Source organism: Citrobacter sp. CK206, assembly GCF_030333125.1.
Lineage (GTDB): Bacteria > Pseudomonadota > Gammaproteobacteria > Enterobacterales > Enterobacteriaceae > Citrobacter_B > Citrobacter_B koseri.
Window position 1 is genome coordinate 462,759 of sequence record NZ_JAOWGM010000028.1, and the last position, 8,227, is coordinate 470,985.

The window sequence follows — 8,227 nt, forward strand, 5'->3', positions numbered from 1 at the left end:
GAGTAAACTTATTACCAGCGAAACGTTTCGCTAGTGGGGAAAGAAAATGAAGAAAGGCGCGGTACTTAATTCTGATATTTCATCGGTCATCTCCCGTCTGGGGCATACTGATACGCTGGTAGTGTGTGACGCAGGTTTACCTGTTCCATCCAGTACAACGCGTATCGATATGGCGTTAACCCAGGGCGTACCTTCTTTTATGCAGGTACTGGATGTCGTTACCCATGAAATGCAGGTTGAGGCGGCTATTCTCGCGACGGAAATCAAAGAACATAATCCGCAACTCCACGAAACGTTGCTCAGCCATATTGAGCAACTGCAACAACACCAGGGAAACACCATAGAAATTCGTTACACCACGCATGAACATTTTAAAAAACTAACCGCAGACAGTCAGGCGGTGATTCGCAGCGGGGAGTGCTCCCCGTATGCGAATATTATTCTCTGTGCCGGCGTCACGTTCTGAGGCCATCATGGACGCATTACTGCAACTCAAAGGGATCGATAAAGCGTTCCCGGGCGTGAAAGCGCTATCTGGCGCCGCGTTAAATGTCTATCCAGGCCGCGTAATGGCGCTGGTGGGCGAAAATGGCGCGGGCAAATCCACCATGATGAAAGTCCTGACCGGTATCTATACCCGTGATGCGGGATCGTTATTGTGGCTGGGTAAAGAAACGACCTTCAATGGCCCAAAATCCTCGCAGGAAGCCGGGATCGGCATCATTCACCAGGAACTGAACCTGATCCCACAGCTCACGATTGCCGAGAATATCTTTCTGGGGCGTGAGTTTGTAAATCGCTTTGGCAAAATCGACTGGAAAAAGATGTATGCCGAAGCGGATGTTCTGCTTGCCAGACTCAACCTGCGCTTCAAAAGCGACAGGCTGGTGGGCGAACTCTCTATCGGCGATCAGCAGATGGTCGAAATCGCCAAGGTACTGAGCTTCGAATCCCGAGTCATCATTATGGATGAACCCACGGATGCGCTCACTGATACCGAAACGGAATCGTTGTTCCGCGTCATCCGCGAGTTGAAATCGCAGGGACGCGGCATTGTCTATATCTCCCACCGCATGAAAGAGATCTTCGAGATTTGCGATGACGTGACGGTTTTCCGCGACGGGCAGTTTATTGCCGAACGTGAAGTGGCATCGCTGACCGAAGATTCGCTGATTGAAATGATGGTAGGACGTAAGCTTGAAGATCAGTACCCGCGTCTGGATAAAGGGCCAGGCGAGGTACGCCTGAAAGTCGATAACCTGTGCGGTCCCGGCGTTAATAATGTCTCCTTTACTCTGCGCAAAGGGGAAATTCTGGGGATCTCCGGTTTGATGGGCGCCGGGCGTACGGAACTGATGAAAGTGCTGTACGGCGCGCTGCCGCGCACCAGCGGTTACGTCACGCTCGACGGGCATGAAGTGATTACCCGTTCACCGCAGGATGGCCTGGCTAACGGTATTGTTTATATCTCTGAAGACCGTAAACGTGACGGCTTAGTGCTCGGCATGTCGGTAAAAGAGAATATGTCGCTCACCGCGCTGCGTTATTTCAGCCGCGCTGGCGGCAACCTGAAACATAAAGATGAACAGCAGGCGGTGAGTGACTTTATCCGTCTGTTCAATGTGAAAACGCCGTCGATGGAGCAGGCTATCGGGTTGCTCTCTGGCGGCAATCAGCAGAAAGTCGCCATTGCGCGTGGACTGATGACCCGCCCCAAAGTGCTGATCCTCGATGAGCCAACCCGCGGTGTGGACGTTGGCGCGAAAAAAGAAATTTATCAGCTTATCAACCAGTTTAAGGCCGATGGCCTGAGCATCATTCTGGTCTCATCTGAGATGCCAGAAGTATTGGGTATGAGCGATCGCATTATCGTCATGCATGAAGGGCATCTCGGCGGTGAATTCACTCGCGAGCAGGCCACCCAGGAAGTGTTAATGGCTGCCGCTGTGGGCAAGCTTAATCGCGTGAATCAGGAGTAAAAAAGATGACTATCCAGGCTGTTTCTGGTCGCCGTTATTTCACTAAAGCGTGGCTGATGGAGCAGAAATCGCTCATCGCTCTGCTGGTGCTGATCGCGATTGTTTCTACCATGAGTCCCAACTTTTTTACCGTTAATAACCTGTTTAACATTCTCCAGCAAACGTCCGTCAACGCCATCATGGCCGTTGGGATGACGCTGGTTATCCTGACGTCAGGCATCGATCTGTCCGTTGGTTCCCTGCTAGCGCTTACCGGCGCGGTTGCCGCTTCAATTGTAGGGATTGAAGTGAATGCGCTGGTGGCCGTTGCGGCGGCGCTGGCGTTAGGTGCCGCCATTGGCGCGGTGACCGGCGTGATCGTGGCGAAAGGTCGCGTGCAGGCGTTTATCGCCACGCTGGTAATGATGCTTCTGCTGCGCGGCGTCACGATGGTGTACACCAACGGAAGCCCGGTGAATACCGGCTTTACGGATAACGCCGACCTCTTCGGCTGGTTCGGGATTGGCCGCCCGCTGGGCGTTCCGACGCCGGTCTGGATTATGGGCATCGTCTTCCTGGCGGCGTGGTACATGCTGCATCATACTCGCCTGGGCCGCTATATCTATGCGCTGGGCGGCAACGAAGCGGCAACGCGTCTGTCGGGTATCAGCGTCAGTAAAGTCAAAATCATCGTCTATTCGCTTTGTGGTCTGCTGGCCTCGCTGGCGGGCATCATCGAAGTGGCTCGTCTCTCCTCCGCGCAGCCAACGGCGGGTACGGGTTATGAGCTGGATGCCATCGCAGCGGTCGTGTTAGGCGGCACCAGCCTGGCGGGCGGTAAAGGGCGCATTGTTGGGACATTGATCGGCGCATTGATTCTCGGTTTCCTTAATAATGGTTTGAATTTGTTAGGTGTTTCCTCCTATTACCAGATGATCGTCAAAGCGGTGGTGATTTTGCTGGCGGTACTGGTAGACAACAAAAAGCAGTAACAACGACTACAGGACATCTTAAATATGAACATGAAAAAACTGGCTACCCTGGTTTCTGCTGTTGCGCTGAGCGCCACCGTGAGCGCGAATGCGATGGCGAAAGACACCATTGCTCTGGTGATCTCCACGCTCAACAACCCGTTCTTTGTCACCCTGAAAGAGGGGGCGCAGAAAGAAGCGGATAAACTGGGCTATAACCTGGTCGTGCTGGACTCCCAGAACAACCCGGCGAAAGAGCTGGCTAACGTTCAGGATTTAACCGTTCGCGGCACTAAAATTCTGCTGATCAACCCAACCGATTCCGACGCGGTAGGCAACGCGGTTAAGATGGCTAACCAGGCGAATATTCCGGTTATCACCCTTGATCGCCAGGCAACCAAAGGCGACGTTGTCAGCCACATTGCTTCCGATAACGTGCTGGGCGGCAAAATCGCCGGTGATTACATCGCGAAGAAAGCAGGTGAAGGCGCGAAAGTGATTGAACTGCAAGGCATCGCCGGAACATCCGCAGCGCGTGAGCGTGGCGAAGGCTTCCAGCAGGCCGTTGCGGCACACAAATTTAATGTACTGGCCAGCCAGCCTGCTGACTTTGACCGCACCAAAGGTCTGAACGTCATGCAGAACCTGCTGACTGCGCATCCTGATGTGCAGGCGGTATTCGCACAGAACGACGAAATGGCGCTGGGTGCGCTGCGCGCTCTGCAAACCGCAGGTAAATCTGATGTGATGGTGGTTGGATTTGATGGTACGCCGGATGGCGAGAAGGCGGTAAATGATGGCAAACTGGCTGCGACTATCGCTCAGTTGCCGGATCAGATTGGCGCTAAAGGCGTTGAAACCGCTGATAAAGTACTGAAAGGCGAGAAAGTTCAGGCCAAATATCCGGTTGACCTGAAACTTGTCATCAAGCAGTAATAACGGCTCAGGCCGTTCGCGGTCTGATGGCGACATAAATACGCCATCCTCAGAGAGTTGTTTGAAGATGAAAGCGTAAAAAGAAAAGCAGGGCACGCGCCACCCTAACCCGGTGGCGCACTTTACTGGACATCCCGAACATGAAAACCGCAGGCAACCTTGTCGTCCTTGGCAGTATTAATGCCGATCACATCCTCAACCTCGAATCTTTTCCTGCGCCAGGCGAAACCGTAACGGGCACCCAATATCAGGTGGCATTCGGCGGTAAAGGCGCGAATCAGGCGGTGGCCGCAGGGCGCAGCGGCGCAAATATCGCGTTTATTGCCTGTACTGGCGATGACGATATTGGCGAGAGCGTGCGTAAACAGTTAGCCAGCGATAACATTGATATTGTTCCGGTCAGCGTGATTAACGGGGAATCTACCGGAGTCGCGCTGATTTTTGTTAATGGCGAAGGGGAAAATGTCATCGGCATTCATGCTGGCGCCAATGCCGCATTGTCGCCTGCGCTGGTGGAAGCGCAACGCGAGCGTATCGCCGGGGCTTCTGCGCTATTGATGCAGCTCGAGTCGCCGATTGAAAGTGTGCTGGCGGCGGCAAAAATTGCGCATCAGAACAACACTACCGTTGCGCTTAACCCGGCTCCGGCGCGTGAACTGTCTGATGAGCTGCTGGCGCTGGTGGACATCATTACGCCAAATGAAACCGAAGCGGAAAAGCTCACGGGAATTCGCGTCGAAAGTGATGAAGATGCCGCTAAAGCAGCGCAGGTGCTGCATGATAAAGGCATTCATACCGTACTGATTACGTTAGGCAGCCGCGGCGTGTGGGCCAGCGTGAAGGGCGAAGGTCGTCGTGTGCCGGGGTTTAAAGTGAACGCCGTTGATACGATAGCCGCCGGGGATACTTTTAATGGTGCGTTAGTTACCGCCTTACTGGAAGAGACGCCGCTGCCGGAGGCCATTCGCTTTGCCCATGCCGCTGCTGCGATTGCGGTGACACGCAAAGGTGCGCAACCTTCTGTTCCGTGGCGTGAAGAGATAGAGGCGTTTTTAGGTCAGCAGAGGTAACGTTTGGCTACAATGAAGGATGTTGCCCGTCTGGCGGGCGTTTCCACTTCAACTGTTTCGCACGTTATTAATAAAGATCGCTTTGTCAGTGAAGCTATCACCGGGAAAGTGGAAGCGGCGATTAAAGAGTTAAACTACGCGCCTTCAGCGTTGGCGCGTAGCCTGAAATTAAATCAGACCCGCACAATCGGCATGCTGATCACCGCCAGTACCAATCCTTTTTATTCAGAACTGGTGCGCGGCGTTGAACGTAGCTGCTTCGAGCGGGGCTACAGCCTGGTATTGTGTAATACCGAAGGCGATGAGCAGCGAATGAACCGCAATCTGGAAACGTTGATGCAAAAGCGGGTCGATGGCTTATTGCTGCTCTGTACGGAGACGCATCAACCCTCCCGGGAGATCATGCAGCGTTATCCCTCTATTCCTACTGTGATGATGGACTGGTCGCCCTTTGATGACGAAGGGGATTGCGATCTGATCCAGGACAACTCCCTTCTGGGCGGCGATTTAGCGACGCAATACCTGATTGATAAAGGTTTTACCCGAATAGCCTGCATTACCGGCCCACTGGATAAAACGCCCGCGCGTTTGCGGCTGGAAGGGTATCGGGAGGCGATGAAACGCGCGGGGCTGGAAATTCCTGAAGGGTATGAGATCACAGGAGATTTCGAGTTTGGCGGCGGATTTGAAACCATGCAAATGCTGCTGTCCCATAAACAACGCCCACAGGCGGTATTTGCCGGCAATGATGCAATGGCAGTCGGTGCGTATCAGGCGCTTTATCAGGCAGGGTTGCGCATCCCGCAGGATATGGCGGTGATTGGCTATGATGATATTGAACTGGCGCGCTACATGACGCCGCCGCTGACGACGATTCATCAACCGAAAGATGAACTGGGTGAGTTGGCCATCGACGTGTTGATTCACCGTATGGCACAACCCACGCTACAACAGCAGCGTTTGCAACTTACTCCTGTTCTGATGGCGCGGGGGTCGGTTTAGGTTTGTGCCGTTCTTTGATCAGATTGCGGCCATCTTTGGCTTTCAGCAACATGAACATCAGCGCGGATACCACCGTAATAGCGCCCATCGTAATAAAGGTATAGTGGAACTGTTCAACCGTATTGGTTCCCTCAATCCCTTCATAGAGACGCAATACGGCAGCGCTGATCGCTACCCCTAAACTGATGGAAAGCTGCTGCGTGACGGCCAGCAGACTGTTGCCGCTGCTGGCGTTATCATCGGTCAGGTCCGCAAGGGTGATGGTGTTCATGGCGGTAAACTGCGTGGACATCGCCATACCCAGAACAAACAGCGGCAGAATCAACATCCATACCGGCATGGCGGGGGATTGCAAAGAGAACTGCGCAATCATCAGGCCAATAAATACCGTAATGCCGACCAGCGTCGTCTTGTACCCCAGTTTGCGCAGCACCTGAGTGACCGCTGATTTCGCCAGAATAGAACCCAGCGCCGTCGGGGCCATCATGCAGCCGGCTATCAGCGCCGGGTATCCAAATCCTACCTGTATCATCAGCGGCATCAGGAAGGGAACGCATCCCGTTCCCAGACGCGTGGCGAGGTTTCCTGCTATCCCAACGGAGAACGTGCGCGTTCTGAACAGCGAAAGTGAAATCAACGGCGTTGGGTGTCGACGCGCATGGCGAATATAGGCCAGCAGCAGCACGATACTGCTCAGAATAATGGTTAATGCTATCCAGGTTGCGACGATCTTCTCGCCGAAAAGCTCCATTCCGCTGGAGAACAGCACCAGACTCAAACCAAAGAGGAAGAAGCCGGTCATGTCGAAACGGCGTCGCGGCGTGGTGAAGTTTGGCATGTACTTACGGGCATACAGGATACCGACAATGCCAATGGGAATATTAATCAGGAAGATCCAGTGCCAGCTTGCCCATGTCACCAGTATGCCCCCCAATACCGGGCCGAGGATGGGGCCGACCAGGCCTGGCATCGTCACGAAATTCAGAACCGGAAGCAGTTCACTTCGGGGGTAAGCGCGTAATAATGCCAGACGGGCGACCGGCATCATCATTGCGCCGCCGATCCCCTGCACCACGCGGAAGACAACCAATTCAGCTAATGAGCCAGAAAGCGCGCATGCCAGCGAGCCGAGCGTAAACAGACTGACGGCAATAATAAAGACGCGACGGGTGCCAAAGCGATCGGCCAGCCATCCGCTTACCGGAATCAGCATCGCGACCGTCAGGGTATAACTGATAATAGCGGACTGCATGGCAAGAGGAGAACGGTTGAGGCTGTGCGCGATAGCGGGTAGAGCGGTATTAAGAATGGTAGCATCCAGCGCCTGCATAAAAAAAGCCATAGCCGCTATCCACGGCAACCCGGCCATACTGCGCGCTTTTTTCTCTGACATTCGGTATCCCGTTACTTGTCCGGTTGTTCGTTCGGCGCTATCAACAATGCCTGGCACGCTTTAAAGGCGCGATCGCCATCACTGTCGGCTATGGCATCTACAATAGCCTGGTGTAAATCCAGCTTCACCACATCGTTATAGGTAATAGAGGTGAAGTAGGTGTGATAGACCGAATGGAACAGCGAGGCAAAAGAGATTAAGAACGGATTCGCGCTCATTTCATAAATATGCTCATGCCACGCCATATCGACTTCAATCCAGCGTTCGCGTCTGAAGTTCTTCTTCAACGCCACCATCTCTTCCATTAAGGTATTCAGATGCGCTTTCTGTTCCGCTGATCCGATCGTTGCCGCCAATGAACATGCCTGCGGTTCGAGACTGATACGCATCACCAGAAAATGATTAATAACCTGATGGAAGTTTTCTTCTGTCATCCACCAGGTGAGCAGTTCCTGATCGAGGAAGTTCCAGTTTGCCTGCGGCATAACCCGCGTACCAATACGAGGACGGGGCAACACCATGCCTTTTGCTGTTAGCGTCTTCACTGCCTCACGTACCGCCGTGCGACTCACGCCAAATTGCTCGCCCAGTTCGATTTCTCCGGGAAGAATGGTGCCGGGCGCGTATTCACCCTTTAAGATTCGCTGCGCCAGCTTCTCAGCCAGAACGTAGGAAAGATTTTTCTGTGCAGCTAACTGTTGTGCGCTTAAAGGCATAAATGTTTGTCCTTTCTCTTTTCTTATTCATTAGTATGCCATCAGGAAGTGTGATTAAGGTTGTAAAAACGGCAAATTGCTTATTTTATGGCATGTTAATAGTGGTTTTGCTTAAAAAGAAAGCAGTCGGAAAATAATTTTAAATTTCCCCTTGTCAGGCCGGAATAACTCCCTATAATGC

At 53.1% G+C, this 8,227-nt stretch carries 8 protein-coding genes; 6 read left to right on the top strand and 2 right to left on the bottom strand.

Annotation, left to right across the window (positions count from 1 at the left end):
• Window positions 1-46: 46 nt before the first annotated feature.
• The 6 genes from rbsD (at window position 47) to rbsR (ending at window position 5,937) form a co-directional block, all read left to right on the top strand.
• Window positions 47-466 (top strand): D-ribose pyranase, encoded by a 420-nt coding sequence (gene rbsD, locus OGX81_RS14725; RefSeq protein WP_047460068.1) that lies wholly within the window; start codon window positions 47-49, stop codon window positions 464-466.
• Between the two features lie 7 nt (window positions 467-473).
• Entirely contained in the window at window positions 474-1,979 is a 1,506-nt protein-coding gene (gene rbsA, locus OGX81_RS14730) for a ribose ABC transporter ATP-binding protein RbsA (RefSeq protein ID WP_104867973.1), read from the top strand.
• 5 nt (window positions 1,980-1,984) lie between these two features.
• Complete coding sequence (gene rbsC / locus OGX81_RS14735) at window positions 1,985-2,950, top strand: ribose ABC transporter permease (protein ID WP_012131107.1); 966 nt, start codon at window positions 1,985-1,987, stop codon at window positions 2,948-2,950.
• A gap of 24 nt (window positions 2,951-2,974) precedes the next feature.
• The gene (gene rbsB / locus OGX81_RS14740; protein WP_104867972.1) at window positions 2,975-3,865 is read left to right on the top strand and encodes a ribose ABC transporter substrate-binding protein RbsB; all 891 of its coding nucleotides are present in this window, start codon (window positions 2,975-2,977) and stop codon (window positions 3,863-3,865) included.
• A 140-nt stretch (window positions 3,866-4,005) separates the two neighbouring features.
• Window positions 4,006-4,935: a ribokinase gene (gene rbsK / locus OGX81_RS14745; protein WP_012131109.1), complete on the top strand. Its 930-nt coding sequence runs from the start codon at window positions 4,006-4,008 to the stop codon at window positions 4,933-4,935.
• Window positions 4,936-4,938: 3 nt separating this feature from the next.
• Window positions 4,939-5,937 carry a ribose operon transcriptional repressor RbsR gene (rbsR, locus tag OGX81_RS14750; protein ID WP_101744155.1) on the top strand — a complete coding sequence of 333 codons (999 nt, stop codon included), beginning with the start codon at window positions 4,939-4,941 and terminating at the stop codon, window positions 5,935-5,937.
• Here the strand turns inward: rbsR and mdtD are convergent.
• On the bottom strand, window positions 5,903-7,330 hold the full coding sequence (gene mdtD, locus OGX81_RS14755; RefSeq protein ID WP_058668330.1) for a multidrug transporter subunit MdtD: 1,428 nt from the start codon (window positions 7,328-7,330) through the stop codon (window positions 5,903-5,905). The two genes, rbsR and mdtD, sit on opposite strands and share 35 nt — an antisense overlap.
• 11 nt (window positions 7,331-7,341) lie before the next feature.
• Window positions 7,342-8,046: a FadR/GntR family transcriptional regulator gene (locus OGX81_RS14760; protein WP_012131112.1), complete on the bottom strand. Its 705-nt coding sequence runs from the start codon at window positions 8,044-8,046 to the stop codon at window positions 7,342-7,344.
• Window positions 8,047-8,227 lie beyond the last annotated feature (181 nt).